Annotated in this window: 21 protein-coding genes and 1 rRNA gene; 16 read left to right on the top strand and 6 right to left on the bottom strand. The window is 65.0% G+C overall.

Annotated features, from left to right (window positions below):
* Positions 1-301: 301 nt before the first annotated feature.
* From GXP39_05245 to GXP39_05210, 8 genes are all read left to right on the top strand, one after another.
* Positions 302-2,416, top strand: a complete 2,115-nt coding sequence (locus GXP39_05245; protein NOZ27444.1) for an AAA family ATPase — start codon at positions 302-304, stop codon at positions 2,414-2,416.
* A gap of 123 nt (positions 2,417-2,539) precedes the next feature.
* A complete protein-coding gene (locus tag GXP39_05240; GenBank protein ID NOZ27443.1) occupies positions 2,540-3,346 on the top strand; it encodes an HAD family hydrolase in 807 nt (268 codons plus the stop codon).
* Positions 3,318-3,800: an NUDIX hydrolase gene (locus GXP39_05235; protein NOZ27442.1), complete on the top strand. Its 483-nt coding sequence runs from the start codon at positions 3,318-3,320 to the stop codon at positions 3,798-3,800. Before GXP39_05240 ends, GXP39_05235 begins: the two co-directional genes overlap by 29 nt.
* A gap of 290 nt (positions 3,801-4,090) precedes the next feature.
* Positions 4,091-5,503 carry an undecaprenyl-phosphate glucose phosphotransferase gene (locus tag GXP39_05230; GenBank protein NOZ27441.1) on the top strand — a complete coding sequence of 471 codons (1,413 nt, stop codon included), beginning with the start codon at positions 4,091-4,093 and terminating at the stop codon, positions 5,501-5,503.
* A 12-nt stretch (positions 5,504-5,515) separates the two neighbouring features.
* Positions 5,516-6,238 carry a hypothetical protein gene (locus GXP39_05225; protein NOZ27440.1) on the top strand — a complete coding sequence of 241 codons (723 nt, stop codon included), beginning with the start codon at positions 5,516-5,518 and terminating at the stop codon, positions 6,236-6,238.
* Between the two features lie 107 nt (positions 6,239-6,345).
* A complete protein-coding gene (locus GXP39_05220) occupies positions 6,346-7,206 on the top strand; it encodes a DegV family protein (protein ID NOZ27439.1) in 861 nt (286 codons plus the stop codon).
* 237 nt (positions 7,207-7,443) lie between these two features.
* Entirely contained in the window at positions 7,444-7,995 is a 552-nt protein-coding gene (locus GXP39_05215) for a sigma-70 family RNA polymerase sigma factor (GenBank protein NOZ27438.1), read from the top strand.
* A 93-nt stretch (positions 7,996-8,088) separates the two neighbouring features.
* Positions 8,089-8,487 carry a hypothetical protein gene (locus tag GXP39_05210; GenBank protein NOZ27437.1) on the top strand — a complete coding sequence of 133 codons (399 nt, stop codon included), beginning with the start codon at positions 8,089-8,091 and terminating at the stop codon, positions 8,485-8,487.
* A gap of 91 nt (positions 8,488-8,578) precedes the next feature.
* On the opposite strand, the gene GXP39_05205 is transcribed toward GXP39_05210, so the two are convergent.
* Together GXP39_05205 and GXP39_05200 are read right to left on the bottom strand one after the other, a co-directional pair.
* Entirely contained in the window at positions 8,579-10,081 is a 1,503-nt protein-coding gene (locus tag GXP39_05205; GenBank protein NOZ27436.1) for a leucyl aminopeptidase, read from the bottom strand.
* A gap of 26 nt (positions 10,082-10,107) precedes the next feature.
* Positions 10,108-10,737: a uracil-DNA glycosylase gene (locus tag GXP39_05200; protein ID NOZ27435.1), complete on the bottom strand. Its 630-nt coding sequence runs from the start codon at positions 10,735-10,737 to the stop codon at positions 10,108-10,110.
* A 116-nt stretch (positions 10,738-10,853) separates the two neighbouring features.
* On the opposite strand from GXP39_05200, the gene GXP39_05195 reads away from it, so the two are divergent.
* Positions 10,854-11,816: a ribokinase gene (locus GXP39_05195; protein NOZ27434.1), complete on the top strand. Its 963-nt coding sequence runs from the start codon at positions 10,854-10,856 to the stop codon at positions 11,814-11,816.
* A gap of 72 nt (positions 11,817-11,888) precedes the next feature.
* Here the strand turns inward: GXP39_05195 and htpG are convergent, their stop codons facing one another.
* Entirely contained in the window at positions 11,889-13,793 is a 1,905-nt protein-coding gene (gene htpG / locus GXP39_05190; GenBank protein ID NOZ27433.1) for a molecular chaperone HtpG, read from the bottom strand.
* A 410-nt stretch (positions 13,794-14,203) separates the two neighbouring features.
* Between htpG and GXP39_05185 the strand changes: the two genes are divergently transcribed.
* A complete protein-coding gene (locus tag GXP39_05185; protein ID NOZ27432.1) occupies positions 14,204-14,683 on the top strand; it encodes an NUDIX domain-containing protein in 480 nt (159 codons plus the stop codon).
* A gap of 24 nt (positions 14,684-14,707) precedes the next feature.
* Here GXP39_05185 and GXP39_05180 read toward each other — a convergent pair whose 3' ends face one another.
* From GXP39_05180 to GXP39_05170, 3 genes are all read right to left on the bottom strand, one after another.
* A complete protein-coding gene (locus GXP39_05180; protein ID NOZ27431.1) occupies positions 14,708-17,407 on the bottom strand; it encodes a hypothetical protein in 2,700 nt (899 codons plus the stop codon).
* Positions 17,407-18,171 (bottom strand): PEP-CTERM sorting domain-containing protein, encoded by a 765-nt coding sequence (locus GXP39_05175; GenBank protein ID NOZ27430.1) that lies wholly within the window; start codon positions 18,169-18,171, stop codon positions 17,407-17,409. Before GXP39_05175 ends, GXP39_05180 begins: the two co-directional genes overlap by 1 nt.
* Before the next feature lie 67 nt (positions 18,172-18,238).
* On the bottom strand, positions 18,239-19,978 hold the full coding sequence (locus GXP39_05170) for an ABC transporter ATP-binding protein (GenBank protein NOZ27429.1): 1,740 nt from the start codon (positions 19,976-19,978) through the stop codon (positions 18,239-18,241).
* Between the two features lie 372 nt (positions 19,979-20,350).
* On the opposite strand from GXP39_05170, the gene GXP39_05165 reads away from it, so the two are divergent.
* From GXP39_05165 to GXP39_05140, 6 genes are all read left to right on the top strand, one after another.
* On the top strand, positions 20,351-21,487 hold the full coding sequence (locus tag GXP39_05165; protein NOZ27428.1) for a Gfo/Idh/MocA family oxidoreductase: 1,137 nt from the start codon (positions 20,351-20,353) through the stop codon (positions 21,485-21,487).
* Positions 21,488-21,823: 336 nt separating this feature from the next.
* Positions 21,824-22,192, top strand: coding sequence for a hypothetical protein (locus GXP39_05160; protein NOZ27427.1), 369 nt, complete (start codon positions 21,824-21,826; stop codon positions 22,190-22,192).
* 760 nt (positions 22,193-22,952) lie between these two features.
* Positions 22,953-24,596 carry a DNA polymerase III subunit gamma/tau gene (dnaX, locus tag GXP39_05155; GenBank protein NOZ27426.1) on the top strand — a complete coding sequence of 548 codons (1,644 nt, stop codon included), beginning with the start codon at positions 22,953-22,955 and terminating at the stop codon, positions 24,594-24,596.
* Between the two features lie 64 nt (positions 24,597-24,660).
* Positions 24,661-25,008, top strand: coding sequence for a YbaB/EbfC family nucleoid-associated protein (locus GXP39_05150; protein ID NOZ27425.1), 348 nt, complete (start codon positions 24,661-24,663; stop codon positions 25,006-25,008).
* A gap of 8 nt (positions 25,009-25,016) precedes the next feature.
* Positions 25,017-25,616, top strand: coding sequence for a recombination protein RecR (gene recR / locus GXP39_05145; protein NOZ27424.1), 600 nt, complete (start codon positions 25,017-25,019; stop codon positions 25,614-25,616).
* 562 nt (positions 25,617-26,178) lie between these two features.
* A 16S ribosomal RNA gene (locus GXP39_05140) occupies positions 26,179-26,451 on the top strand; the annotation flags it as partial.

Genomic DNA, 26,451 nt, shown 5'->3' with positions numbered 1-26,451 from the left:
TCCAAAAAATCGCGCGTCCAAGAACGATCAAGAACGTCATCCATAGATGCAGGCAGTTACAAGAGGGCTTGAACCTCACGATCCGTACGACGAGATCCTTTGCCCACACGTCGGGACGTGTTCTGGAGGGCCCCACATCTCCCCGGTGGGGTGATTGGGAGATAAAGGCCAAAGGTGCGTTGCGGTCCCGGTTGCACGTGTTTCTGGCGGATACCATCCCTAGCACCGTAGGATGTCAATGACCATGCCTGCCAGCCTGCCTCATCCGGATCACGTGTGTAATCGTTCCCCGGACAGGATCATGATGGGGACTCCGCAGTTTCCATATCAGACCGGTCGGCCGCTCATAGGGCGGGAGAGAGAGCTTGCCTTCCTGCAGGAGCATTACGCCGCGGCGTTGAGAGGCCATGCCTCCGTGATCCTGGTGGAGGGGGAGGCGGGGCTTGGCAAAACGCACCTGCTGCGGTCGTTCCAGTCCTGGGTGGAAAGCCAGGGGGCAATGGTCCTGTATGCGGCCTGTCAAGAGGCCGAGGCCGGCGTCCCCTATGGGGTGGTCCTGCGCGTGCTTCGCATGCTCCTGAACACGCTGGGGACCGCGGAGATCACGGCCATCTGCGAGTTCCTGCGGGCACAGCCCTGGTTCCCCGTGCTGCTCCGGCTCGTTCCGGAGTTGGCGGATTACGTCGAGAAGCCGTCCTTGCGCATGCCGTCCAGCGGGGTCTTCACGCCTGGGCAGATCCATGAAGGTGTTGTGCAGAGCCTGCAGATCATCGCCCGGAATACTCCTGTGGTTCTGATCTTCGATGATCTGCATTGGGCCGACACGGCCACACTGGAGCTGCGCCTGGCGGCGTACAGGCGGTTGCGATCATGGCCTGTGCTGTTGGTGGGGAGTTATCGCCCGGAGGAGGTGGACCAGGCCCATCCCTTGCGCCGCCTTCGCGTCCACCTGCTGCGGCTGGGAGGGTTGCGTCGGCTCAAACTGCAGCCGCTGGAGATCCAGACCGCTCAGCAGCTGATGAAGACGATGTGGCCTGATCTGGAGATCTCCCCCGAGACGTGGGGAGCCCAGACGGTGGGAGTTCCCGCGTTTCTGGCCGCCCTGGCGCGGCTGCACACGAGCGGCGGCATCCCGGAGGCCGTCCCTCGAAGCCTGCGGGAGAGCAATGAGCTGCTCCTTTCCCGCATGGAGGGGGATGCGCGGCGCGTGTTGGAGGCGATCGCGGTCCTGGGGATCGAGGCGGATGAGGATCTGCTGGCCACCGTCTCCCAGATGGATCGGGGGCGGGTTGCGGAGATGGCCCGGTGGCTGGTGGAGCAGGAGATCCTCCTCAACAACGCGAATCGGTACGTGGTCGTGGATAAGTCCCTGGTTCGCGTCGCCTACGAGATGTTGGAGGAGGAGCGCCGAAAAGCCCTGCACGCGAGAGCGGGGAAGTGCCTGGAGGATCGGCATCAGGGCTTTCTGGAGGCGATGGCTGCTATGCTGGCCCGGCATTATGAGATGAGCGAGCAGCCCGAGCAGGCCCTGAGCTACAAGATGATGGCGGGGGCGTGGGCCCGGCGCCTCTTCGCCCTGCGGGAGGCTCGTGATCTCTACTGGAGCGCCCTCTCACTGGCGGTGGTTGTCGGGGACCCGCGGGCCCAGACGACGGTTCACGAGTCGTTGGGGGAGGTGAACGCCCGGTTGGGTGATCATCGGGCGGCCCTGGAACATCTTCACGCCGCCCTGGGGAGCGCCCGCTCTCCCTCCCGGCGGGCCTTGATCCGGGTGCACATCGCGCGCAGCCTGAGCGCCCTCGGCGAGTACGAGCAAGCTATGGCCGCGCTGCGGCAGGCTCTGAGATCGATCGCGGAAACCTCGGACACCCGCGTGGAGGGGGTGATCGGGCTTCACATGGCGTGGGTGGAGGAGCACCTGGGGAACCGCGAGGAGGCCCTGGAGATCGCCGGGCGGGCTTTGACGGCGGCTCGAGAGGCACAGGAGCCTTTGTTGGAGGCGGACATCGCCTTCCTGCTTGCCCTGCTACACTGGCGGGAGCGGGATCTGGATCAGGCGCGTGCCCTGTGCCAGTGCAGCCTGCGGATACGGGAACAGCTGGCGGACATCGCGGGCTGCGCCCTGATGTGGAAAATCCTCGGGCTGATCGAGCGGGACCGCCAGGACCTTGCGGCGGCTCGCCATTGCTTCACTCAGAGCGCTGAGGTGTTCCACCGCATCGGTGATCTTCAGTCCGAGGCCGTCGTTCGCTCCTACCTGGGCGATGTATACGCCGCAGATGGCGCCCTGACGGAATCCGTCGAACAGTTCCGGATCGCCTTCGCCCTCTATCAGGGGCTTCAAGGGGCCGAGGGAGATCTGGAAGCTCCCCTGTGGACGCTCTCCAGCTTTGACGGAACGTTGAACCCCCTTTAGAATAGCCGCGAACCTTTCATCCCATCCGTTTGTCGCTCGTTATCTCCTCACCGATGGGCTTCGGGCCGCGAAGAGAACGGCCCGATTGTCGCGTGTGAGCGGGTTGGAGCGGGGAGGCTTTTCGTGCCAAAGGAACGCCGCGCCGTGCAGGTCGTGTTCTTCGACTTTGGAGACACGCTCACGACGGTAGAACGCCCATGGGAGGAGCTTGCCGCAGAGGGGGCGGACCGCATGGCCGCATGGCTGCGCGCCCAGGGTTTCTCCTTGCCCACGGATTTCTCCGAGCATTGGCTGGCAGCTCGGCGTTTTGCCTGGCAGAAAGCGATCCAGGAGCAGGAGGAATACACGGCCGAGGATACGTTGGCCTTTCTTCTGCAGATCCACGGGTATCGCGATGTGCCCCGAGAGCTGATCCAACGGGCGATCGACGTGTTCTTCGAGCCCGAGAGGGAGAGCCGGAGGCTGATCCCTGGGGCCCGGGAGACGTTGGCCGCCCTGCATCGCAGCGGATATCGATTGGGGGTCATTTCCAACGCCACGAGCGATCGGCTGATCCAGGGGGAGATCGACCGGTTTGGCCTGCGGCCCTATCTCACCCTGGCGCTCACGTCCGCCGCGGCGAAATGGCGTAAGCCCCGGGCGGAGATCTTTCAGATGGCGTTGGACCGCCTGGACGTCTTGGGCTATGAGGCGGTGATGGTGGGGGACGATCTGGAGGCGGACATCGCCGGGGCGCAGGGCGCCCAGATGTGGGCTGTGTGGGCCGATCTGGTTGCCAGGACGGGGACGGGGCCCAAAACCGGTTCGGTTGTCCCGGACGCTGTCATTCGAGAGCTGCCGGAGGTGATCCCCATCATCGAGCGGTGGGCGAATGAGTGGAGCTGGCCGTATGCCAGCGGCGATGAGGAGGACCAGACCCTTGAGGCGTGAGTACCCGGAGCATCCGCTGGTGGGGGTGGGGGCCGTGGTCGTGCGGGACGACCGGCATGTGCTCCTGGTGCGTCGCAGCCATCCGCCCCGTCGGGGCGAATGGTCGCTGCCCGGTGGCCTGGTGGAACTCGGCGAGCCGCTGGTGGACGCCGTGCGCCGGGAGGTGCTCGAGGAGTGCGGCATTCAGGTCCGGGTGGGCCCCCTGCTGGGGGTTTTCGAGCCGGTCGTGCGCGATGAGGCCGGACGGGTGCGCTTTCACTACGTGGTGCTCGATTACCTGGCGTACGTTATAGGTGGCATCGTCCGCCCGGCCTCGGATATCGAGGCGGCGGAGTGGGTCGCCCCGGGGCGGTTGGGCGAGTATGCCCTGCGATCGGACACCCTGGCCGTGGTGCGCCGGGCGCTCGCCATGGCCGAAAGGCGAGAGCTTGGGGAGTTTTCCCCTCATGAGTAGGCACTCAATTTCGGTGGAGATGCGGCGGGGAGCTTTGAGGGGCGTATCCTCCCAATGGAACCCTCTTGGTGTTCGCCCTCCACCCGCCTGGCTCGCCTTTCATTTTGGATATCCCCATGCCGTTACCCGTTTAACCTGGGCAGTGACATATGGTATAATGGAAAGCGATGTGTTCTTTCATGTTATGCTGCTTCGGGCGCCGCGAGCGGCTGGCGCTTGTAGATGTTTACAATCCCGCGGTGTGTAAGGGCCGCGGCACAGCAGCTATCCTGAAAGAAGAGTGAGGGCCCATGCGCAGACAATACAGCACCAATTACCTTCTCTTCCTTCTGTGCTCGGATGTTCTGCTCTCCCTGGTGGCTCTCCTCCTCGCCTCCCAGGCACGCTACCACATCCCCTGGGGGGTGCGATTGTCCCCCATTCACGTCCGCATTCCCGTGCCTATCTACCTGGTCGTCGCCATCCTGTGGCCCATCCTGTTGAGTCTGGTGGGCCTGTACGACGCCCGGCGCACCTGGCGCGTGGTAGGGGAGCTCCAGGCCATCGTCACAGGGGTGGGGTTGGCCTCTCTGGTGCTGGCCGGTGTCCTCTACCTCTCCTATCGGGATGTCCCCCGGCGGCTTTTCCTCTACTTCGCCACGTTCGATCTGCTCCTCCTGGTCGCGTTCCATCTGATCCTCCGGGTGATCCTCCGGCGGACCAATGGGCACCGACGGGTGCCTCGCGTCCTGATCGTGGGGGCGGGGAAGGTGGGGCGGGAGGTGGCCGCGCGCCTGAGGGAGACCAGCTGGCACGGGTGTCATCTGATCGGCTATGTGGACGACGACCCGGCCAAGCAGGGGCGGGAGCTCGCCGGCGCCACCGTCTTGGGCACGGTGCGAGATGTGCCCCGCCTGGTCCAGGAGCAACAGGTCGATGAGGTGATCTTTGCCCTCCCGCTGCGCGCCCACCGTTTCATCGAGCAACTGGTGCTGGAACTGCAATCGCTGCCGGTGCAGGTGCGGGTCGTGCCTGATCTGATGGACCTGGCCTTCTATCGGGCGACCATCGAGGACCTGAACGGCATTCCCCTCATCGGCCTGCGAGACCCGGCTATCAGCGGGTTTAATCGCCTGGTCAAGCGGGCATTGGATCTGGCCATCGCCAGCGTCGTGCTCGTGTTGTGTAGCCCGCTGATGCTGGCCATCGCCATCGCGATCCGGATCGACTCCCCCGGGCCGGCCATCTTCAAGCAGCAGCGTGTGGGAGAGAACGGCCGGCTGTTCTGGATCTACAAGTTCCGTTCCATGTACGTCGACGCCGAGCGGCGTCTGCATGAGGTGATCCAGCGCGATGAGGAGGGGAGGATCCTGTACAAGCGCCGCGATGATCCGCGGGTGACCCGGGTGGGCCGGTTCCTGCGTCGCACCAGCCTGGACGAACTGCCCCAGCTTTTCAACGTGGTGAAGGGAGAGATGAGCCTGGTGGGGCCACGCCCGGAATTGCCCTGGCTGGTTCACCAGTATGAGTCCTGGCAGCATAAGCGGTTTGCGGTGCCTCCTGGCATCACCGGATGGTGGCAGGTGAATGGTCGCAGCGATCGCGCTATGCATCTGCACACCGAAGACGATCTCTACTATATCCAACACTACTCCCCCTTGCTCGATCTGCGTATCCTCTGGAAGACCATCGGCGTCGTCCTGCGCGGCCGCGGCGCGTATTGATGGGTGACGGCGATGTCCCAGCTGACGCCTCGCCAGCGTGCGTTTCTGGCCGAGCTGGAGCATCTGGCCCGCGAGCGAGGCGGCCCGGTACACTATACCGAGGTGGCCGCCAGCCTGGGGGTCAGCCCCTTCTCCGCGTACGATATGCTCAAGGTATTGGAGGAGAAGGGCATGGCCCGCTCCCTATATGTGCTGGAGGCGCGCGGCGGCGGCCCCGGCCGTCCTCGCGTGCTGTTCCTCCCCGCCCGCCGGGACGTCGCGTTCCAAGAGGATTCTGAGGGGTACAACGCCGCTCCGGAGGAATGGTCCTCCTTCACCGAGCGGATTCTGGAGCGGCTCCGGGAGACGAGTCAGTCCGGATACGGGGATTTGCTGCGGGATCTCCTGCGGCACCTGCCTGAACGTCGTCGTCCGCTCCTGTTCTGCGCGGAGATGACCGCGGCTCTGCTGATCAATCTGGCTCGCGTGCGCTCCCGGATCGCCGACACTAGCTTGGTCGACGTGCTGTCCGGGCTTCTGGTGGCGGACGAGATCGGGCTTGGCACGCTGGCGGGACTCAGCCTGGGCTCCACGTTGAACATGACCTCTGATCGTCATCTGCTGGAGACGCTGTACGCGAACGTTCAGCGCTATCAGAAAGCCATCCACGGGCTGAACGAAGAGAGTCAACGGCGCCTCTCCGAATTCCTGCAGGAAGCGATCCACATCCTGGCCGGCCGCCAACGACCGGCCTAAACCCGCACGATCATTCCAACGGTGTTATGTAGTGCGCGTCCATCCTGGGGGCTCTCCGCGCGCGTGCCCGGAATGTCCCCGCGACTTACAGATACGGAGGAGAGATCATGGTTCGGATCGTTACGGATTCTACCAGTGACATACCCCGGGATGTCGCTGAAGAACTCGGCATCCAAATCGTGCCCCTGCGGGTGATCTTCGACCAGGATGTCTTGCTGGACGGCATCGACATCACCTCGGATGAGTTCTTCGAGCGGCTGGTGTCCAGCCCGACGCTGCCGACGACCTCACAGCCCCCTCCCAGCGATTTCCAGAAGGTCTTCGAGGCGGCCGTCCAGGCTGGCGATGAGGTCGTTTGCATCGTGATCTCATCTGATCTGAGCGGTACCTACACTTCCGCCATCATGGCCAAGGAAGCCATGCCTGATGCCCCTATCACGGTGATCGACTCGCGCACCACCTCCCTGGCCCTGGGCCTGGTCGCTGAGGAGGCGGCCCGCATGGCGTTGGCCGGGGCGACGCGCGAGCAGATCACGCGCCGGGTGGAGCGGTTGCTTCCGCTGACTTCCATCCTGTTCATCGTGGACACGCTGAAGTACCTGCAGATGGGCGGGCGGATCGGGGGCGCACAGGCCCTCGTGGGAACCCTGCTGAATATCAAGCCGCTGCTGACCGTGGAGGGCGGACGTGTGGAACCGGTGGAGCGTGTGCGTACCCGCCGGAAGGCGTTGGATCGCCTGGTCGAGATCGCCGTGGAGCGATCGAAGCAGACGGAGTACGCCTATCATGTGGGGGTGCTCCATAGCAGCGCCCCCCAGGACGCGGAGCGTGTGGCGAAGCAGGTTCAGGAGCGGATCAACTGCGCCCGCATCTACGTGGGCCAGTTGGGGCCGGTGTTGGGCACACACGTGGGCCCCAAGGTGGTGGGGGTCGCGATGACGCCCGCTCTTCCGGAGGAGGAGGGTTGACCCTGGCCTCCGGACATCGGGATCCGGGGCGTTCGGGGAATGAATCCGACTTCCACATGAAAAGCGTGCATCTCTAGAGGGCTGGCGCGATTGACCGGGCCAGCCTTCTGCGTTATACTCCCCCCGCAATGGGTGATCGCTTCCCACTGCACGGTACCCCACGCAACTTCCTTGGCCCTTCGGTGTTGTATGATGTGTGATCGTCGACACGCCAGGGGGCCGGATCAGGACCCAATCGTGTCACGAGACGAGAGCGAATCCCGGCTGGTGGAGCGCGCCAAGGTCGATCCAGAGGCCTTTGGACAGCTCTACGAGCGGTATGTGGATCGAATCTATAATTACATATACTACCGAATCGGCAATCACCACGACGCCGAGGATCTGACGGCGCGCACGTTCTTCCGGGCGCTGGATCACATCGATCGGTACGTGGATCGTGGTTTGCCCTTTTCGGCCTGGCTGTATCGCATCGCTCATAACCTGGTAGCCAACTGGCACCGTGATCGAAGTCGACATCGGATGATCTCGCTGGATGGATTGTTACGGCTCTCGGCGCCCGGTAGCAGCCCGGAACATGAGGTAGAGCGGAACGAGGCGCAGGAGGCTCTGCTGGAGGCGATTCGGCGCCTCCCTCCCGATCGACAGCAGCTCCTGATCTTGAAGTTCGGGGAACGGCTGTCCAATGCCGAGATCGGACGCATCATGGGGAGGACGGAGGGCGCGATCAAATCCCTGTATCATCGAACGCTGATTGCGCTGCGTGATGATTTACGGTCACGCGGCTTTTGAGGGGCGGGGCTCGATGCCAGTCGGGGGACACCCCCCGAGGATGCGGCAGGTTCGGCTCGTTGGGAGGGCGAGCGAGACTGGCAGGAGTAGGTTATGCGTGGAAGGAGCGCACAAGTGTTGGTCGATTGGTTGAATAAGTACGCCGACGGCCTGGTTCGCGGCGAATCTCAGGCGATCTCACCGTCGGCCCTGCCCCCCGAACTGGCAGACGAAGCACGGTCTCTGATGGAGTTGACCGATGTCCTCGCGGCCACCCTCAAACCGGTCCGTCCGCGGCCGAGTTATCGGGAACATTTGCATCAGGGCCTGATTCAGGCCGCTCAGCGGAAGCAGACACAGCGGGCCCTTGCCCGACGTCACGTCCGGGTGTCACGGCGACAATGGATGCTTGGCGCGGCGGCGGTGGGCTCGGCCGTCTCCGTGCTAGGAGTCGTCGCCTACCTCCTTCGGAACCGCCATAACGATCAGGCCGGCCAGGCGATCCCCGGCTGAGAACGACGAGAAGCGGCTTTATTGGGACCGCGCTCGCGCAGGCGGGAGGCTTTGCAAAGCCTCCCGCCTTTTTATGAGGAGATGGATTGACTCAGGAGCCCGCCCAACCCCTCAGGAATTGCGCGAGGAGACGGACCCCATAGCCGGTGGCCCCCTTGGGCCCCAGCGGGGATGCCTCATCGGTCATCGTCATCGAGGCGATGTCCAGGTGCGCCCAGGGATAGCCGGTGGTGAAGTGCTCGAGGAACTTCGCACTGGCTCCCACGCCCCCGAACCGGCCGCCGGAGTTCTTGACCTCGGCCACCTCGCTCTTGATGACCTCTTTGTACTCCTCGTACAACGGCATGCGCCACAGGCGCTCGCCGCTGAGATCCGCCGCCCGCAACAGACGCTCGGCTAGGCCATCGTCGTTGGCGAATAACCCGGCCGCCTGTTTTCCCAAGGCCACACCGATGGCCCCCGTCAGCGTGGCGAGATCCACCACGGCCTGGGGCCTATATCGGTCCGCGTAGGCCAGCGCGTCGGCCAGGATCAGCCGTCCCTCCGCATCCGTGCTGATGATCTCCACCGTCCTGCCCGTCATCCCGGTGAGCACGTCGCCCGGCCTGATGGCGTGCCCGCTGGGCAGGTTCTCCGTGCACGGTGCCAGCCCGATCACGCGCAGCGGAAGATCGAGCTGGGCGACGGCCTGCATGGCGCCGATTACGGCCGCGGCGCCTCCCATGTCCCCCTTCATGCGCCACATGTCCTCGCTTCGCTTCAGGCTGATCCCGCCCGAGTCGAAGGTGATCCCTTTGCCTGCCAACACGATGGTGGGGAGGTCCGTGCGCTCGGCGTTGTGCTCCAGGATGATGAACCGAGGCGGCTCATCGGAACCGGCGGCCACCCCTAGCAGCAATCCCATCCCCAGGTCGCGCATCTGGTCCTCGTCCAGGATCGTGCAGCGCAGCCCGACGGAGCGGGCCATCTCGTCCGCCCGCTCGGCCATGATGGTGGGCGTCAGATAGTTGGCGGGCTCGTTCACCAGGTCGCGGGCGAGACACGTCGCCTCGGCGATGATCCGGCCGCGCTCGGCCCCAGCCTCCACATCGGGCACCTTGCTTGCGTCGAACTCCACCAGCGTGATCCGCTGGGGACCCTCGTCCTCGCCCGGATCGGGCGCGTGCCTGCGGAAGCGATACAGAGCCAGGACGCTGCCCTCCGCCACCGCCTGAGCGGCCTCATCCAGCGCCAGCCCGCCGATCCCGCCGCCGTGCACGATGGTGGCGATCTCCTTCACCCCCAGGTCGCGAGCTCGTTTGGCCGCCACCGCGGCCGCCCGGCGCGCCTCGTTCAGGTCGAATTTCTCGGCGGGGCCCAGGCCTACCACCAGCACTCGCGGTGCCGGGATCGCGCCGCGGGTATACAGCACGACGCTGCTATCTCGCTCGCCCTTGAAATCCCCGGCGGCGATCACCTCGCTGATGGCGCCCTCGAGGGCCTTGTCCACCGCCCCGGTGGCTCCGCCGGGCTGTGTGACCCCCTCGAACAAATTGACGACCAGCAGGTCGGCCGCCTGCTGAGCGATGTTCCCCTGTTGCACCCGAATCTCCATGTTCGCCTCCCGATCCTGCAGTTGCTTCAGATCAAAGCTTGGCGTAATTCGGCGATCTTCGTGATCGCTTGATCCACCAGCCGCCGGTGCTCAGGCCGGTTCAACCACAGGCTGGCCCCCGATGGGTGGGGCAACGGCACGATCCACGCGTCCGGGGCCAGCGACTCCGCGCCCGCCTGGAAACTCCGCCCGACGACGTCTGCCAGGACGAAACGGCCGGGCACGAACTGCTCGATGGCCAGCCGCCCTACGGGCAGTACCAGATGAGGACGCAAAATGCGAAATTCGGCCTCCAGGAACGGCCGGCACAGTTCCTGCTCTCGCCGGGAGGGGGCCCGGTCCCCTTTGCCGTTCGCTCCCGGCCCCGGATAGCACTTGGTGACCGCCGTGAAGTAGGCAAGGGACCGGAAGGTCGCCTCATCCCATCCGGCGCGCTGTAGCCAGGTGAAGAGGCGCCGTCCGGCCGCGCCGGAGAAGGGGAGCCCGTCCACCGTGTTGGCGGCCTTCGCGGGCGCCTGGCCTATGACGACGATCCGGGCCGAGGCGGGGCCGGCGACCACCGGCGCGCGCTCGACAAAGTAGCCGGCCGTCCGGCAGCGATCGCAGGCGGCGATCTGGGCGTGCAGGGCGGGCAGATCGGTAGCGAGATCTTCCACAGTGGGCTTCCCCCTCGCGAATGTGCCGTGATTATACATCGGCCGTTCGTGCCGGGAAAGCGAGCGGAGCGGCGTCCCGTAGACGGGTCAACCGCCGTGTTGTATAATTCGGCAGGATGGCGCGCTCGAACACGATCAGGAGGGGACCCATGCCAACGATCGCCGTTGTGGGCAGCATCATCACGGATCTGGCCGTCTTTACGCCGCGCCTGCCTCGGCGTGGCGAGAACATCCTGGCCCATCGCCTGCAGATCGGCCCCGGCGGCAAGGGGGCCAACGCGGCCGTGGCCGCCGCCCGGCTGGGGGCGCAAACCATCCTCGTCGGCCGCGTGGGAGATGACGACTTCGGCCACAACGAGCTGGCCGCGCTGCGCGCCGAGGGGGTGGACACCGACGCCGTGGGGATCGATCCAGAGGCGCAGACCGGCGTGGCCTTCATCATGGTGGACGACGAGGGCGAGAACACGATCCTGGTCGTCATCGGGGCCAATAATCGGCTGTTGCCCGAACATGTGGAGGCCGGGCTGGCGCCTCACTGGGATCGCCTGGATGCCATGCTGGTCAACTTCGAGGTGCCGGAGGCGACCGTGGCCGCCGCCATCCGCGCTGCCCACGCACATGGGGTGCCCGTCGTCGTGGATGCAGGACCGCCGCGCCCTTATGGGCCGGACGTGTGGGGGCAGGCGACGGTGATCTCGCCCAACGCGTTGGAGGCTGCCACTCTGGTGGGCCATCCGGTGGAGGATGACGCGGGGGCGGAGGCTGCCGCTCGCGAGCTGTTGGCCGCCGGCCCTCAGGCGGTGGTGCTCAAGCGAGGGGCGGCCGGAGCGCTACTGGCCACGCGAGAGGGAATCGAACGGATCCCCAGCTTCCCGGTGGATGTGGTGGACACCACCGGCGCGGGGGATGCCTTCAGCGGGGCCCTGGTGGTGGCGATGGCGGAGGGAAGGCCTCTCCCGGAGGCGGTGCGCTTCGCCAACGCGGCCGGGGCACTGGCCGTCACCCGGGCGGGGACGATGCCCGCCATGCCCACGCGAGCGGACGTGGAGGCCTTCCTGGCTCGCCAGCGCCCCGGCTAAAGCGAGAGGTCATTGCCCTCGTCCCTCGCGGGCGGGCGCCCATGTCCCATCTGTGGGAGCGAGGGGCGGTGCTCATGCTGATGTGTCGCCGTCACCGACGCGGGCGTGGGCCGCGGCCGCCATCAGCGCCTCGATGCGGGGCAGCATGTCGGCCGGATTGGGATGGATCCCCTCGGCCAGCAGCTGCCCCTCGTATAACTGCTCCGCACATTGGGCGATGAGTGGATCGTCCGGTGCTTCCATCACCAGCCGACCCAGGTCCCGGATCAGGGGATGCGTCCGGTTGAGCTCCAGGATCAGGCGCGGCACCTCATAGTCCCGCTCCAGCATGCGATAGACCCGTTGCAGATCGGTGCCGGGCGTGTCCTCGGGTGTCACCAGCCGGCAGGGGCTATCCCGCAGCAATTTGGACTCCCGCACCTCAGCTACCCGATCGCCCAGCACCTCCGCGAACCGCTGACGCAGTCGCTCGAACGCCTCGGCCGACAGCGCCTCCGCCTCCTCTTCCTCCGATTCCGTCTTGGGCAGATCCAGCCCGGCGTCGGCGATGTTGCGCAACGGCTTGCCGTCGAACTCACGGAGGGTCACCATCAGGAAGCTATCGATGGGCTCGGTCAGATAGAGTACCTCGATGTCGTTGGCCCGGAAGTAATCCATGTGCGGGCTGCGGGCCACGGAACGCAGGTCCTCGCCCAGGACGTAGTAGATGGCCGGCTGGTCCTCCTTCATCCGCTCCTTGTACTGCGCCAGGGAGATCCATTCGTCCTCGCCCGTCTTCGAGGAGTGGAAGCGCAGCAGGGGGATCAGCGCCACACGATTGGCCGCGTCGGTGGCCACCCCCTCTTTGATGAAGGGGCCGAACTCTCGCCAGAACCGCAGATAGCGCTCGGCATCCTCCTCGGCCAGGCGCTGTAGCTCGCTCAGGAGCTTGCGCACCAGGTTGGAGCGGATGCGGGCCATCACCTGGTTGGCCTGCACCGTCTCCCGGGAGATGTTGAGCGGGATGTCGTCGGAGTCCACCACCCCTTCCACGAAGCGCAGGTAGGGCGGCAACAGGTCGCTGGCGCGCTCCTGGATGAGGATCTTGCGCGAATAGAGCCGGGGGCCGTGTTCCATGCGCGCGGTGAGCAGGCCGCGCTCCGCCTTGGAGGGCACGTAGAGAATGCTCTGGATATGCACGGGAGCATCGGCGGAGAAGTGCACATACAACAGTGGGTCTTCCGTGTCCAGCGTCAACTGCCGATAGAACTCGTGGTATTGCTCCGCGGTGAGCTCCTGCGGCCGCTGGCGCCATGGGGCCGTCTGTCGATTCGCCTTCTCACCCTTCACGTAGATGGGGAACGGCACGAAGTCGGAGTAACGGCGGACGATCTGCTTCAGCCGGTAGGCGTCGAGGAACTCGCGGGCGTCCTCTTTCAATTTGAGCTCCACTGTGGTCCCACGTGTGTCCTTCTCGGCTGGTCGGATGGTGTACTGATTCTCCCCGCGGGATGTCCAGGCGATCGGCTGAGCATCCGGCCGGAAGGAGCGGGTGGTGACCGTCACCTCGTCCGCCACCATGAAGGCCGAGTAGAAGCCCACACCGAACTGGCCGATGATGTCCGCGGCGGATTTGCCGCTCTCCTGCAATTTCCTCAGGAATTCCATGGCCCCCGAATGCGCGATGGTGCCCAGGTTCTCGATCAGCTCCTCGCGCGTCATGCCCACGCCGGTATCGCTCACGGTGAGCGTGCCCGCCTCCTCGTCGAAGTCGATGTGGATGGCCAGCTCCGCCTCCGGGTCCACGATGTCTTGTCGGGTCAGCATCTCGAACTGCAGGCGGTGTAGAGCGTCGGAGGCGTTGGAGATCAACTCTCGCAGAAAGATCTCTCGTTCGGTATAGAGGGAGTGCACCAGGATGTTTAACAGCTGTTGTACTTCGGCCTTGAATTCGAAGGATTCCGCCTCTGCATGCGTCTGCGCAGCAGCTTGAGCCATAGGCATCTCCTCCTCTATGTCCCATTGGGTGTCTCCGAGCTCAGCAATCCGGTCGCTTTGGTCCCACAACTCATTTATTGTATACTCCGGCGCGTTGGATCGGCGCGAGCGAAACGTTAGTCTTGCGTTAGAGCGTGTCTGAGAAATGTCGTTGCTTCTGCTATGGGGAGGCCCGGAGGGGCGAAACTTCCCCGGGAGAAGCCCTTCTTCCGCCTTTGACCTGCCCTGCCCCGGCCCAGATCCCTGCGGAAAGGGCCGAGAAAGGCAGGTGCAGGTCGGAAAGGTAGGTTTTCCGTGGAGGGGACCTCCCCTCCACACCTCCCCTTGTGGAGATGGTGGCTGAAGGTGTCCATCAGACACCTTACCAGCAAATTCCTTAGAGATCATCAACGGCCTCTGGAGGTTGCTACATGGCGGAGCAGCGCGTGGAGGAGCGGAACGCCGAGGGACGGGAGCCACGTCCTCAGGTGGGCATGGGGGTATTGGTCCTGCGTGATGGGAAGGTGTTGCTGGGAAAGCGTAAGGGCGGTCACGGCGCGGGATACTACGCCTCCCCCGGCGGACACATTGAGCTTGGGGAGAGCCTGGCCGAGGCCGCGCGCCGCGAGGTGAAGGAGGAGACGGGGCTAGACGTCCAGGACGTCCGCTTCCTGGCGGTGGGCAGTTACATGTGGGGAGAGGACAAGCACTACATCGACGTGGACATGGTCTGCCAGGCCCCATGCGGTGACCCGGTGCTCATGGAGCCTCACAGGTGCGAGGGATGGGCATGGTACGATCTGGACGACCTCCCCGAGCCGCTGTTCATCGTCACCCGGCGGATGATCGAGGCGTACCTGTCTGGTGATCCCCTTCCCGATCCCGAGCGCATCGAGCGCCAGGAGATATAATCATCGCCCATACGGGCGTGTTGCTCACCATCGTAACTGCACGGGGCCGAACAGCCCGGACGGCAGCCGTTCCGTCACCGGATCGATCAGCCTCTGCTCCATGACGGCCTCCCACTCGTTGGGCTTGAGTCCGGGGATCGGCCGCACGCCCCCTTCCCGCTCGCGCCGCCCCTGCACGGCGTTGTAGAGCAGATTGCTCACACGCACCTCGATCTCGTTGCGGCCGCGGCGCAGATGGCGACCCACCTGCACCCGGTAGGGCGCCCACAGCCGCACGCCCGCCATCTCGCCGTTCACATGCACCTCGGCGACCACCTCCACCCTCCCCAGGTCAAGGAAGATGGGGCCGGGAGGCACCCCGTCCGGGAGATCGATCGTCGCGCGGTACGAGATCGTGCCGGAGAAGTCTCGCAGCCGAGGATCATTCCGCCAGTCACGCAGGTCGGGCCACGTCTCGGTCGTGCCGTCGGGCGGCGTGACCTGCCACGGGCCGACGATGGGAAGCGTATGCGTGCCGGGCGTCGGATACGTCTCCTCGGGCGCGGGCGAACCCGCGGGCGGGAACACGATCACGTGCGCCTGGTTAGGCGCGAACGTCAGTCGCACGCGTGTGTAGGTGCCGTCGTCATGCGCGGGGAGCGCATACATCGCTCCCATCTCCGCGTCCCACAATTGCGGCGCCCGCCCGGATACGCGAAAGCGCACATCCAACGTGATCGGATCGCCCGGACGTCGGCTGCCGTCCCGATAGGGCAGCGGATAGCGCAGCCGGGTCACATCCGGGTGTGGGAGGAAGTAGAGGTGCGTGCCTTCCACAAGGCGATGGGCCCACCAGATCTCGACGTCGCCAGTCCCATTGAGGATCACGTCGGGAGGCAGGCCGCCAGCCGCCCGGTAAGCATCCACGCTGCGATACACAGGTACATCTTCCTCCTCCAGCAACTCGGCGAACATGGCCCGCAACCGAGCGCTGGCCTCCGGGCCATCGGACAGTCCGGGGACGCGTTCGGGGAGATCGCCCAGGATCACGAGTGGCACCCCGGCTCGGGCCAGCGCGCACAGCCGCTCCGCCGTCGCCAGCGGCAGGCAGCGCACGCGATCCAGCACGATCGCGTGGTAGGTCTGCTCGCCCAGCCGCAGTTGCCCCTCGAGGGCCGCCGCCCGGGCTAGCGCCTCATCGTTGACCCAGTCGAAGGTATAGCCGGTGATCTCCGACGGCGGTTGAGGGGCCTCTCGCGCCTCGGGCCATTGAAACATATCCGCCTCGTCGCCCGTGGGCCCCAGGGCGGCCGTTGAGCCGCGCCAGCGGTCATGTACCGACTCATACAACGCGAGATCGGTCACGGCGACGCCCCGCTGCATCAGGAAGCTGATCCGGGCCAGGTAGTCGTTGAGGTGAGAGAGGTGATCCCGCCAGGGGATGGTGTGGTTGATGTGGCTGCTGGCGTAGAAGTACCAGCCGGGCGTCTCGCCCGCCTCGGGGGGCGAGTAGGCGTAGCCGTGGTAGAAGATCTGCTGGAGACCGCAGGCGAACTGGCCGTCGGCGATGGCCTTGAGGTCATCCGGGCGCTCGGCGAACATCTTGACCGCCGGCCAGCCGTAGAGACAGGTGAAGCTCTCGCTGGTCACCCGCTGGTGACCGTACAGGCGCGCCGCGGCCGCGGCCAGGCGCGTCGCCTCGATCGGGATGAGGATTGCCTCGGTCTCCGGGATGTCCGCCGCGCCGTAGGCTTGAATCCAATCCGCCGGGGCCCCGTGCGCCTGCACCCGGGATAGCAGCCCTTGCTCCCGACACCAGTTGGCGAAGGGCCGATAGAATCCATCCATCGCCAGCTCGGCGACCGTGCGACGATAGTCGTAGCGTACGTCCGCCAGCAGGGCAGGGTCCAGGTCGGGGTCTTGCCACTCTCCCAGCAGGAGCGGCAGGTAGGCGCGCAGGTCATAGCCACGGCGACGCTGGAACTCGGCCAGGAACTCCGCCGTCCAATACGGCCCCTGCACCTCCCAGCTATCGCAGAACAGCGCTCGTATCCCCCGTCCAAAGCGATGGCCGAGATGCTCCCGCAGCGGCTCCCCCCACCCGGCGATGTGGGCGTTCAGCCCGCGCGGGCTGAGGTGGTCGTGCACGAACCCCTCGCCGCCCGGCGCGGCCCGCTTGACCTGCTGCCCGGTGAACGTCTGGAGGACGGCCGTCACCGCCCAGGTGCCATCGGGCGCCTCCCATTCAGGCGGGTCCAGCTCGACGGCCTCCTGCCATCGCACCGACGGCGGGAAGCGATCCGAGCGAGCGGGCGCGGCCAGCCAGGAGATCACCGGCTCGCCCGGCGTCGGCGGCATGTCGAGGGCGATCCGCTCCGGTCCTCGCACGATCCGGGTCGTGGCGCGCAGGGTGGTCACCCGGGCCTCCGGGGGGATATGCGGCCCGCCGAACGGCCACCCGCTGCCGAAGGTGAGGTCGAAGCCCAGGCCGTGCGCGGCGGCTCGGGAGACGGCGTAGTCGACCCGTTCGAACCAGGCGTCGCTGAGCGTGTCCGGACCGGGCGGCACATCCGGCCAGGCGTACACACACTGCAATTCCACGCCGCCCCAGCCAGATTGGGCGATGAAGCGCAGCTCGCGATCGATTTCCTCGCGAGTCACCGCGTTGCCGAACCACCACCAGCGCACCCACGGCCGGGCGTCGGCGGGTGGGCTGCGGAATCCGTCCTGGAGTTCAGAGAACATCAGGGCTTCCTTTGATGAAGCCGGATCCATGAGGCCAGTGCTCCCAGTCCGCCGCCCACGAGCAGAATCGTGCCGGGCTCGGGGATCTGCGGTGGAGCCGGTGACACGGCCAGGGTGTCCCAGACAAACACCCCTCGTGGCCCCTTGGCACACTCGGCATAGATGGTGATGAGCTCTCCCTCTCGCAGGGACCGGCTCAGGTACACTCGGAAGCTCCCATCAACTTCGACCGTACTGGTTCCCAAGCGGGTACCCGATGGTTTTGCGCCGAGGGATACCGAAACCAGCGCATCTGCGCATATCGAGGGAGTTAGTCGGCCCCGTATCATCGTGTCGCCTTCTATAGGCTGGTCGTACATGCCGGGGACCATGTGCCAATCGAGAGGCCTGGGCCAGGATTGGAACGGCAATACGACAAATGTGTCCTGTACGACCTGATTCTCCGCACACTCCGCATAGACCGTGATCGTCTCGCCTTCACGCAGAGGACGATCTAGATAGATGGCGAAATACCAGTTGACTCTGTCGTAACTGAAAAATGCTTTCCCGCTGCCCAACAACTCTCCGTTTGGGCCATCTCCCGTGTAAATATAGAAACTTGAGTCAAGGCAAGGATGATTGAAAGAATACTCTAGCTTGCCTCCGAACCATGTCCATTGCGCCTGTGGCTGCTGTGGGTACGAGACCAGGGGATCGTCATCTCCGGCTGTTTGGTAGAAAGGGGCGAGAAGCAGAACTACAAGCAAGATCATCTTGTGGAGCATATCTCCCCCTTTCCCGGCTGGAGGGCTCCAGGAACGGCGACAGGTGTGTTGATGCCTTCTGGGACACCTATTCGTGCTCGGCCGCTGCCAGTGTGAGCTGGCGTTGGTAGAGCTGGCTGTACAGCCCGCCGCGGGCCAGCAAATCCTCGTGGCGGCCGACCTCCCGGATGCGCCCGTTCTCCAAAGCGATGATCTTATCCGCGTTGCGGATGGTGCTCAGTCGGTGGGCGATCACCAGCGCCGTGCGCCCCTTCAACACCTCCTCCAGTGCCTTCTGAATGAGGTATTCCGCCTCAGCGTCCACCGATGAGGTGGCCTCGTCTAGGATCAGAATGCGGGGGTTGGCCAGGATGGCCCGCGCCAGCGCCAATCGCTGTCGCTGACCGCCGCTCAGCTTCACCCCGCGCTCACCGATCTCCGTGTCGTATCCCTGGGGCAGCTGGAGGATGAAATCGTGTGCATAGGCCGCCTTGGCGGCCGCGATCATCTCCTCCTCCGTGGCCTCCGGGTTGCCGTAGAGCAGGTTCTCCCGCACGGACGTGTTGAAGAGGAACGTGTCCTGCAGCACCACGGCGATGTGTCGGCGCAGCGATCGGATCTGGATCTCCCGCAGGTCGTGGCCGTCCAGCAGGATGCGGCCATGGTCGGGATCGTAGAAACGGCACAGCAGGTTGGCGATGCTGGTCTTGCCCGCTCCGCTGGGGCCGACCAGCGCCACGACCTCGCCGGGGGCGATGTGGAACGAGATGTCGTGAAGCACCTCGTCACCATCGCCGTAGCGGAAGTGGACGTCGTCGAACACCACATCCCCTCGGACCTCGTCCAGTGCGATGGCGTTCGGCGCATCCCGGATCTCCGGGTCCTCATCCAGTAGCTCGAAGATGCGCTCGGCGGCGGCGATGGCCTGCTGGAAGGTGTTGTCCACCTCCGTCAGCCGACGGAGCGGCTCGTAGAAGGACAGGATGTAAGCCAGGAAGGCGATCAGCGTACCCAGGGAGATCTGCCCCTGGACGACCATGCGGGCGCCCACGCCGAGCACCAGGATGCCGCCCATGGCGGATACGAAGTGCATGGCGGGGAAGAAGGTCGACCAGGCGCGAATGCCGCGCACGCGCTCGTGGTAGTAGCGCTGGCTGGTGCTGCGAAACCGCTCCAGCTCCACGTCCTCGCGGCCGAAGGACTGGATCACCCGAATGCCGGCCAGATTGTCCTGCAGCTTCGCGTTGATGTCGCCCAGGCGGTCGCGGGCGCGGCGGTAGATGGGCCGCGCGTGCTGGTTGAACCACCGCAGCCCGGCGGCGATGATGGGGGCCGGGATCAGCGCGATCAGCGCCAGCCGCCAGTCCAGCGTCAGCAGGATGGCCGACGCGCCCAGCAGCCTGAGCAGGTCCACGACGGTGAGGATAACCCCATGCGTGACGAATTGCTCCAGGGCGTTCACGTCGTTGGTCGCCCGCGACATCAGCTCCCCGGTGGAGGTGCGCTCGAAGAAGGAAAGGGACAGGCGCTGCAGGTGGTCGTAGATGCGCACCCGCAGGTCGAAGAGAAAGCGCTCGCCCAGCGCGTGGCGCATATACTGCTCGCCGAAATCGACGAACGCCAGCAGCGCGTAAATGCCCGCCAGGGTGGCGATCATCCGCCCCAGCCCGGACAGATCCCGGGCGCCGATCACGTCGTCCACGATCTGGCGCTGGACGAGCGGGGGAAGGAGGCTCAGCCCGGTGCTGAGGATCAGCAGCACGCAAGTGAGGACGAGAGCCTTCCAGTACGGACGTAGAAAGCCGAAGAGGCGGCCAAGCACGTGCATCGGAAGCTCCTCCATCTCTCCGTCACGATCTCTCACACAACGATCACAATCCACGTCGGGTGTCACGATCACGCGTCACCGCCATTATACCATGCCGACCTCTCGCTTCCTGTAGCGGCCGTTCCGGAGGATGGCGTATGCAGCTCTTCTATCGTGAGCGAACGGCGTGGACGAGATCTCCCCTCGTCGCCTTCTCCCCCGAGGGGTGATCACGCCGGAAAGGGGAGCGCGAGAGGATATGCCCGCGCGGCAACCCCGGCGAGGAAGGCTCTGCGGCGATGACACATTTCATTGACCGGCCCGGATGACTGTGCTAAGATAGCGCCATCTTCATGGGGAAGGGCACGATGGTATCCCCAAAGGAGGTATTTCATGGGTGACAAGGTGCGCGTGGGAGTCATCGGGGTTGGGCAGATCGGCAAGGCCCATCTGCAGACGTACATGGAGATCCCCGAGGCGGAGATCGTGGCCATCGCCGACATTCGTGAGGATGAGGCCCGGCGGGTGGCCCAGGAGTTCGGCATCCCACATGTGTACACCGACTACCAGGAGCTGTTGCAGCGAGACGATATTCAGTCAGTGGATGTGTGCTTGCACAATCGCTTGCACGCGCCGGTGACCATCGCCGCGCTGAAGGCGGGGAAGAACGTTTACTGCGAGAAGCCGATGGCGTGGACCTATCGGGAGGCGCGGGAGATGTATGAGACGGCCCAGGAGTTGGGGCGCATGCTCCATATCCAGCTATCCACCCTGTACACCCCGAGCGCTCGGGCTGCCAAGCGGCTGATCGACGAGGGATATTTGGGCGACATATATTACGCCAAGTCCAGCTACTATCGGCGGCGCGGCCGCCCCTTCGTCGACGGCTACGGCACCGCTCAGTTCGTGCAGCGCGCCGTGGCCGGGGGAGGCGCCATGTTGGACATGGCCGTCTATCACATCGCCCGCGTGATGTGGCTGCTGGGCAATCCGGCGGTGAAGACCGTATCCGGCGTCACCTATCAGAAGCTGGAGAACATGTACCCGGACCGACGCGAGAGCAGCGGCTACGACGTGGAGGAACTGGGTTTGGGGTTGATCCGGTTGGAGGGAGGGATCACCTACTTCATGGAGGAGGCGTGGGCTATCCACTCCGATCCTCCTGATGGGGATCATATTTTTGGCTCTAAAGCGGGCATCCGGGTGGAGCCCCTGGCCTACTTCACCACGCTGGCCGACATGGAGATGGATGCCACCTTTGACGTGGATGCGGCGGATTGGCGGTGGCATCAGTGCGATCCCAACCTGGCCGGATGGCGTCAGGGCCACACCAACCTGTACAACAGGAGCCGTTACGATTCCCAGAAGCACTGGATGTGGGCCCAATTGGGGCGCATCCCGCTGCTGGACACGGCGGGCCTGGCCCTCAAGACGGCTGAGATCACGGAAGGCATCTACCTGTCCAACCATCTGGGGCGTGAGGTGACCGCGGAGGAGATCGCGCAGGCGAACCCGGAGGACTATCGATAGTTGACATATGGGCGGCGGTCGATTCATGGGGAGGAACAGCCCCGCGCGTCAACGGCGCGCGGGGCTGAGCGCGTCCCGCGGGCGGGTCGATCGTCTATAAGAATTGCATCGCTCATTCGATGCTGAGAGTCACACGGCCGCAGTTCTGGCCTCATGGAGGAACGTGTATTGACGAAGCTACCGATTACCTTGTTGACCGGGTTTTTCGTGCTCTTTGGCCACCTGGTGGGCCCATTGCCCGGACAGGGGGGAGCACAGGATATTTCCCCGCCTCGTCCGATTCCTCGCATTGAGGAACCTTCCCCCTCGAGTGGCCAGGGGGGGCGCTGGGTACACGTGGGCGTGTATCCCATTCGGTTTTATGGCCCCCGTTTTCGTCCTGGGATGGCGACGGCCAGCACGATCGCGTACCGGCCGAACGCGCGCATCGCCAGCGTGGGGTGGATCATCCTGGCGCGCCTGCGGCTCCTGCAGGGCGAGGCCTTCGGGGTTCGGCGGGTTTGTGTGGAACGCTATGGCCCCTGTCACACCTGGGGATACCGCCTGCGCATCCTCGATCCGGCCACAGGGCGGTACGTGGAGGTGGCCGTGGAGGATACGGGGGCGGGCGATGGCATCGACCTCCCCGATGAGACCTGGCGCCTCTTTGGCTATCCCCCCTCCAAAGGGCGTTTCTGGGGGGATGTGTGGGTCCGGCTGGAGTGACCGCCTGCGGCCCGTCGCGTTCGGCGATGGGCCCTTTGCTGCCTGGTGGGCGCGCTTCGTCCGCCTTGGATTGAATCGTCCTCATCGTTCTCCCCCTATCCTCGGTCGGATTCCCCCTCGTATTTCGTGCATTTCCCGGCGCGAATGGTCAAGGGACGCGTTGAGGGGCGGCTCGTTGTGCCTTCTCTGGACGGGTCAGCTCCCATGTCCCGCTTGCGGCAGCGTGGGAGCTGCCGCTGCTGATTCCCGTTTGTTCGCGTGCTCTGAGCTCAGAGCGTGTCTGAAAATTTACCGGCAAGATGTCTGAGGAGGTCTCCTTCAACGACCAGCTCCACAGGGGAAGGTGTGGAGGGGACCTCCCCTCCACGGAGATCTCACTTTTCCGGCCTGCACCTGCCTTTCTCGGCCCTTCCCGAAGGACTCAGGCCGAGGCCAGGCAGGTCGAGGGCAAAAGAAAGGCTTTTTCCGGAGGGGCTCCGCCCCTCCGAGCCTCCCCATAGCAGAAGCAATGGCATTTTTCAGACACACTCTCACGGCTCGTTGTGCCCTCTCTGGACGGGGCAGCTCCCATGTCCCGCTTGCGGCAGCGTGGGAGCTGCCGCTGCTGATTAGCGTGATGGAGCGCGAGGCCCATCTTCTGGCATGCGCTTGATCCCTCCGCCAGGCCGCGCACGGAAAATCACTTGCCAGAAGCCCGCAGCGGTGATACACTTGGCTCATCCGCATCCTGAAAAGGCCGTATCACCTGTGGGAGGCACCCATGGCCGCGCAGGCCCTTTACCGAAAGTGGCGCTCGCAAACCTTCGAGGAGGTCATCGGACAGGAGCATGTGACCCGCACGCTGCGCAACGCGTTGCGGGAGGGGCGTCTCGCCCATGCGTATCTCTTCGCCGGCCCGCGCGGCACCGGCAAGACGAGCACGGCGCGCATCCTGGCGAAGACTGTCAACTGCTTGGCGGAGCCGGACGAGCGGCCGTGTAACCAATGTCGCATCTGTCAGGCCATCACGGAGGGTCGGCTCCTCGACCTGGTTGAGATCGATGCCGCCTCCAACACCTCCGTCGATGATGTGCGCGATCTGCGCGATAAGGTGGGCTTTCGCCCCAACGAAGCCCGCATGAAGTTTTACATCATCGACGAGGTGCACATGCTCTCCAACAGCGCCTTCAACGCGCTCCTGAAGACCCTGGAGGAGCCCCCGCCTCACGTCGTCTTCGTCCTGTGCACGACGGAGCCCCACCGCATCCCGGCGACGGTCCTGTCCCGCTGTCAGCGCTTCGACTTCCATCGCATCAGCACGGCGGACATTGCCGCACACCTGGCGCGCATCGTCGCCGCGGAGGGGTATGAGGCGGAACCGGAGGCTCTCGATCTGATCGCCCGCACGGCCACCGGCAGCATGCGTGATGCCGTCAGCCTGCTCGATCAGATCATCGCCTATGGGGAGAAGCTCATCACCGTTGCCCAGGTGCGCGATGTGCTCGGGACGGTGCACGAGCAGACCATCGGTGAGTGGATAGACACCCTGGCCCGACGGGATGTCCCCGCCGGCCTGGCGCTGTTGAATCGCTTCATCGTGGAGGGGGCAGAGCCGCGCGAGCTCACGCGACAGGTGCTGTCCTACCTGCGGGGCTTGTTGTTGCTCAAGGTGGGAGGGGATACATCGCTGCTGGACATAGACGCGGATACGCTAAAGCAGATGCGGGAGATCGCCGGCCGGTTCTCCACGCCGGATCTCGTGCGGGCGCTGCGGCAGTTCAGCCAGGCGGCCGTGGAGCTCCGTTCCAGCCTCCAGCCGCAACTCTCCCTGGAGCTGGCGTTCGTCGAGGCCGCGATGCCCGCCTCGGACGGGAAGGACGCGACGGCCGACGCTCGGGAGGGGGCAGCCGCCGAGGCCGCGGAGCCATCGGTACCCGCGGAGGCGCCCCCGGCGCCGGCGATCACTCCCGAGTCCTCGCCCGCCCAGCCGCAGGAGGCGGATCAGGTTCCTGCGGGCGCCGACGAGGCCGCTCCGGGAGAGGACAAACTGGCCCTGCTGCGCCGTTCCTGGGGGGCCATCCGTCGCGAGTTGCAGGCGAAGAGCCCGGCCGCCCTGGGGGTGCTTTCGTCCCGGCGCGGCGTGCGATTCCTGGCCGTGGAGGGGCAGGAGGTGATCATCGGATATCAGGACCGCGCCCGGTACTCCGTCGAGCAGGTGTTGCAGCGCCCGGAGGTGAAGGAGGCGCTCGAACAGGCCTTGAGCCAGGTCTTCGGGAGCCCTCATACCGTGAGGTATGTGCCCGAGGAGAGCTACCAGGCCGGCGGCGGATCCGGTGGCTCGTCAGGGGAGGCGTCCGATGCCGAGATCGACCCGCTGGTGAAGACGGCGATCCAGGAGTATGGGGCGCAGGCGGAGCAGATCTGAAACGGGGATAGAGGCGGAATCCAGGGGCTGTATCGGCCTCGAGTTATCTGTCGGAGGTTGAGTCATGGCAAAGGGGAAACGACGAGGTGGCATGCCCGGGCGGGCGCGCGGCGGCAATATGATGGGACAGATCCAGAAGTTGCAGGAGGAGATGCTGCGCGTCCAGGAGGCGCTAGGCGAGGAGACGGTGGAGGTCTCCGTGGGTGGGGGAGCTGTGGTCATCGTGATGACGGGCCATCAGCGCGTTCAGTCGGTCCAGATCGATCCGGCGGTCGTCGATCCCGAGGATGTGGAGATGTTGCAGGATCTGATCATGGCCGCGGTGAACGAGGCCATTGAGAAGTCCCAAAGCCTGGCGGCCGATCGCTTGGGAGCCCTTACGGGCGGGTTGGGGCTGCCGGGGTTGATGTAGGAGACGCGATGGATCCGTTGGCTGGCCCTGTCTCCCGGTTGATCGACGCCTTCACCCGTCTGCCGGGGATTGGCCCGAAGACCGCCGCGCGCCTGACCTTCTTCCTGCTGCGGGCGCCCGAGGAGCATGCCCTGGAGCTGGCGGACGCGCTGCGGGATCTGAAGACGCGCATCACGTTTTGCGAGCGTTGTCATAACATCGCCGAGGGCAGCCCATGTCCCATCTGCGCGGATGAGAGTCGCGATCAGGGCCTGATCTGCGTGGTCGAGGAGCCGCTGGACGTCCTGGCGATCGAGCGCACGCGCGAGTATCGGGGGCTTTATCACGTGTTGCATGGCGTGATCTCCCCGGTGGATGGCGTGGGCCCGGACGATCTCAAGATCGCCGAGCTGCTGGATCGGGTGAAGGTGGAGCCGATACGGGAGGTGATCCTGGCCACCAACCCCAATCTGGAGGGGGAGGCCACGGCCATGTATATCGCTCGGCTCCTGGCACCGTTCGATGTTCGCGTGACCCGCCTTGCGCGCGGCTTGCCGGTGGGGGGAGATCTGGAGTACGCGGACGAGGTCACCCTGACCCGGGCGTTGGAGGGGCGTCGCGAGATGTAGGGCGCGCGCGGCCCCTCCCGGATTTGACGCGAGGGGCCAGGTTGTGGTAATATCGCCGCCGTTGTCTCGGAGGGCTAACGGGTACCTGAGAAAGGCCGGGAAAAGTCCTCCTCGCCCGATTTGACCATCGGGCCGGACTGTGGTAATATCGCCGCCGCTGCCCCGACCGTGGGCGGCGGGAGAGACCTTAAGAAGGCAAACGCGATCCCCGCACGCTCGATTTGACGATATCGAGGGCGTGTGGTAGGATAGGCGGCGTCGAGTTCGCCGGCTCCTTACATCGCCGAATGTCGCAGAAAGTTGTAACTGGGGCTTGACAGAAAGGCACCTCTTGTGTTAGAATAGGGGTGCCGCTGGAGCGGCGAGCTTTACCAAGACGTGAAGTGATAGGAGGGACAAGCGGAAGAACACTGAACGGCCTAGACAGTGCGTATAGGTGTGTTCTTCCGCCGACGTGAGTCGGCGGTTTTGTTCCTCCGGAGAGTGGCACCTTAACAGTTGAAGAGTGGCAGGAAGGAACTAGCGTTCGGGCCCTTGATCAATGAGCAAATAAATTCTCTGGATGGAGAGTTTGATCCTGGCTCAGGATGAACGCTGGCGGCGTGCCTAACACATGCAAGTCGTGCGGTGAACCCTGTCATTCGACGGGGGGATCAGCGGCGGACGGGTGAGTAACACGTGGGTGACCTGCCCCGAAGTGGGGGATAACCACTCGAAAGGGTGGCTAATACCGCATGTGCTCGGCGATTCGGTTCGTCGAGTAAAGCCTTCGGGCGCTTCGGGAGGGGCCCGCGGCCTATCAGGTAGTTGGTGGGGTAATGGCCTACCAAGCCTA

Source organism: Chloroflexota bacterium (genome assembly GCA_013152435.1).
Taxonomy (GTDB): Bacteria; Chloroflexota; Anaerolineae; order DUEN01; family DUEN01; genus DUEN01.
Note: the sequence above shows the minus strand (reverse complement) of the source record. Positions and strands in the feature narration are given on the sequence as shown.

Bases quoted from the DNA above. Each gene is read 5' to 3' on its own strand.
- dnaX (NOZ27426.1), top strand. From the start codon at position 22,953: ATGGCCGCGCAGGCCCTTTACCGAAAGTGGCGCTCGCAAACCTTCGAG.
- recR (NOZ27424.1), top strand. From the start codon at position 25,017: ATGGATCCGTTGGCTGGCCCTGTCTCCCGGTTGATCGACGCCTTCACC.
- GXP39_05150 (NOZ27425.1), top strand. From the start codon at position 24,661: ATGGCAAAGGGGAAACGACGAGGTGGCATGCCCGGGCGGGCGCGCGGC.
- GXP39_05165 (NOZ27428.1), top strand. From the start codon at position 20,351: ATGGGTGACAAGGTGCGCGTGGGAGTCATCGGGGTTGGGCAGATCGGC.
- GXP39_05235 (NOZ27442.1), top strand. From the start codon at position 3,318: ATGAGGAGGACCAGACCCTTGAGGCGTGAGTACCCGGAGCATCCGCTG.
- htpG (NOZ27433.1), bottom strand. From the start codon at position 13,793: ATGGCTCAAGCTGCTGCGCAGACGCATGCAGAGGCGGAATCCTTCGAA.
- GXP39_05230 (NOZ27441.1), top strand. From the start codon at position 4,091: ATGCGCAGACAATACAGCACCAATTACCTTCTCTTCCTTCTGTGCTCG.
- GXP39_05185 (NOZ27432.1), top strand. From the start codon at position 14,204: ATGGCGGAGCAGCGCGTGGAGGAGCGGAACGCCGAGGGACGGGAGCCA.
- GXP39_05205 (NOZ27436.1), bottom strand. From the start codon at position 10,081: ATGGAGATTCGGGTGCAACAGGGGAACATCGCTCAGCAGGCGGCCGAC.
- GXP39_05195 (NOZ27434.1), top strand. From the start codon at position 10,854: ATGGCGCGCTCGAACACGATCAGGAGGGGACCCATGCCAACGATCGCC.
- GXP39_05180 (NOZ27431.1), bottom strand. From the start codon at position 17,407: ATGTTCTCTGAACTCCAGGACGGATTCCGCAGCCCACCCGCCGACGCC.
- GXP39_05170 (NOZ27429.1), bottom strand. From the start codon at position 19,978: ATGCACGTGCTTGGCCGCCTCTTCGGCTTTCTACGTCCGTACTGGAAG.
- GXP39_05245 (NOZ27444.1), top strand. From the start codon at position 302: ATGATGGGGACTCCGCAGTTTCCATATCAGACCGGTCGGCCGCTCATA.
- GXP39_05225 (NOZ27440.1), top strand. From the start codon at position 5,516: ATGTCCCAGCTGACGCCTCGCCAGCGTGCGTTTCTGGCCGAGCTGGAG.
- GXP39_05210 (NOZ27437.1), top strand. From the start codon at position 8,089: ATGCGTGGAAGGAGCGCACAAGTGTTGGTCGATTGGTTGAATAAGTAC.
- GXP39_05175 (NOZ27430.1), bottom strand. From the start codon at position 18,171: ATGCTCCACAAGATGATCTTGCTTGTAGTTCTGCTTCTCGCCCCTTTC.
- GXP39_05220 (NOZ27439.1), top strand. From the start codon at position 6,346: ATGGTTCGGATCGTTACGGATTCTACCAGTGACATACCCCGGGATGTC.